Here is a 2,417-nt window from a genome sequence, read left to right on the forward strand (position 1 = left end):
GAGGTAAACCGTTTGCCCCCACTCGGGGTGCTGGCGCAGGATCAGGTGCACATGCTTGGCGTCCCTGCCGGTCAGGCCCGGCGGGGCCAGCGGCGGATTGTTCTCGATCGAGCCGGCGTACTGCGTGCCGCCCTTGACCGACGCGACCGTGTACGCCCACAAGCCGGCGAGGCGCCGCTTCTCGCTGTCTTCCTTCGCTTTCGCCGTGACCTCGGCCAGCGTTTCCTTGATCCTCAAAGCGACGGCGCTGTCGGGATATTTCGCGACGGCTTCGGCACCGACCTGCGCGGCGATGTCGAGGCTGCCACTCGCGCGCATCTGCTCGTAGAGCTTCAGGCTCTTTGCCTGCGCCTCGGCATTCGCCTTGGCCGCGGCAGCAGCGTCCTGCGCAGGCGCAGCGGTTGGCCCCGCGGCGCCTTGGGAATTCGTTCCCGACGAACATGCCGCCAGCGCGAGCGTGCCGCCAAGGACGACACAGGTGGAATACCGACTCAACATGAAGCACCTCGCCGCAGACGCTCGGGCCGCAACGATAGCGCAGTGCGAGGCAGTGCGACAAACGCGTCAATGACAGGGATCGCGGCCCAGATTCTTGTCGTAGGTCGAGACGTCCTGGTCGTGGACATGGCCGCTGCGCCCGGCCGCGCCGGCGCGGCGCATTTCGTAGCAGGCGTCCGCGCGCGCGATGCGCGTGGACGTCACCGCAACCGACTTGCCGGTGGAAGATTTCGATGTGGCGGCGCGGCCACGATGGGCAGCGCCTTGCGCATCGATCGCGGCGACCGAATGCGGGCAGGCGCCGTGGCGATAGAACACCTGGCCGTCGGCCGTGCGGCATTCGTAGGAAGTCGCCGCGATTGCTTCGCCGCGCCGCGAGGTTGCCCGCGCAGGTCCGGCGCGGCGTGCGCCATGCGGATTCGTCTCGCGCTCGACCGCATAGGCCGGCGATGCCGCGTACGCCGGAGCCGGCGCGAGCGCAACGACGGATTGACTTGCAGCCTGCGCGCAGGGCTGGTCCTGGAAACTCGCCTCACCCCGCGCATCAGTGCATTTGTATACTTCGGCACGTGCGCCCGCGGCATAGCCTGCGAGCAGCAGTACGGCGAGCCATTCGTACCAGCGCAGCGGCCGCGGTGTGCGTTCGAGATCGAGCATGGCGTGTCCTCCCCGTTTTCGCAGCGCATCCTGCGCCGCTGCCGGGTCCGTCGCCATGCGCAAACGACACTGCGCCTTGTAGGAAATTGCCGATCCCTGGTGTCGCTGTTTGTCGTGCGGCGCGAGCGCTACAGCCTGGTCGAGAACGTCACGAAGAACTGCCGCGGCGGAATCGGATAGGTGTTGTAGGTACCTGAGGCGGCGCCGACGATGACTTCGTAGACGCCCTTCTTGTTGGCAAGGTTGCTGACGTTGAGGCTGAGCTTTGCATCGTGCAGCCAATTGTCTTCGAGCGGCAGCGCGTAGGAGGCCTGCAGGCTGGTCAGGAAATAGCTCGGCACCGACAGGTCGTTCGTATACGTCGCGTAACGCTTGCCGACGTAGTCGCCGATCAACTGCGCTTCGAACGCGCCGAACTTCGCGCTGAGCACGAACTTGTTCATCCAGTCCGGACTCGCCGGCACGTTCTTGCCGGCGGTCGACACGACGGTCGTGCCGCCGGTCGTGTAGTTGTCCTGATACTGCGAGCGGTTGTACGAGACCGCGTCGTAGAAGCTGAAGTGCTCGCCGAAATGCAGGGTCGCGGCGAGATCGATGCCGTCGGTCTTCACGTCGCCGACGTTGTTGATGATCACCGCGCCCGGGTTGATTGTGGTGAATCCCGCCGAGGCGCCCACGGCAAGCAGGCGGTTGGCGAAATCGACGTGATACGCGCTGACCTGGCCGTCGACGCCGCTGATCGGCCCGAACGCGACATCATGCTGGAAACGCCAGCCGCCTTCGTACACCCAGGCGGTTTCCGGCGCGACGTTCTGCTTGAACGCGTTGAACAGGTCCTGGCTGCCGAGGCTCCAAGGCGACAGGCCGCCCGCGCCATAGGTGATGAACTGGCGCATGTTCTTCTGCACGTTGACGAAGAGCTGGTCTTCGGCAGTGACGTCCCACAGCGCACCGATCTGCGGCAGGAATTTCTCGCGCGTGTAGATGCGTCCGCTCGGCAACTCCAGAAAACCCGCGGTCGAATTGTGTAGCGGCGAGATCGGCGCCCAGCCGTGCGCGAACTGGTAGCTGGCCTTGAAGCCGGCCTGCAGGCGGATGCTATCGCTCAGCTTCCACTGGTCCTGCACGTAGGGCTGCACGACTTCGTTCTTGATCTCGCTGTTGTACTGCGTGATCAGCGGCGTCAGCGAATCGCCCGGGCGCTGGTACGGGCTGGTCGGATGATTGACGTCGAGCGCGTACCAGCGGCGGTTGGTCGAGGA

The 2,417-nt window shown here is 65.4% G+C and carries 2 protein-coding genes and 1 pseudogene; all 3 read right to left on the bottom strand.

Annotated features, from left to right (window positions below):
* Positions 1-498: pseudogene (locus tag VF497_RS03150) on the bottom strand (hypothetical protein); the annotation flags it as partial.
* Between the two features lie 66 nt (positions 499-564).
* A complete protein-coding gene (locus tag VF497_RS03155) occupies positions 565-1,155 on the bottom strand; it encodes a DUF4124 domain-containing protein (RefSeq protein WP_330886180.1) in 591 nt (196 codons plus the stop codon).
* A gap of 128 nt (positions 1,156-1,283) precedes the next feature.
* Positions 1,284-2,417: TonB-dependent receptor domain-containing protein (locus tag VF497_RS03160; RefSeq protein WP_330886182.1), on the bottom strand; the 1,134-nt coding region annotated here is incomplete at its 5' end.

Source organism: Rudaea sp. (genome assembly GCF_036383415.1).
GTDB lineage: Bacteria > Pseudomonadota > Gammaproteobacteria > Xanthomonadales > Rhodanobacteraceae > Rudaea.

Bases quoted from the DNA above. Each gene is read 5' to 3' on its own strand.
- VF497_RS03155 (WP_330886180.1), bottom strand. From the start codon at position 1,155: ATGCTCGATCTCGAACGCACACCGCGGCCGCTGCGCTGGTACGAATGG.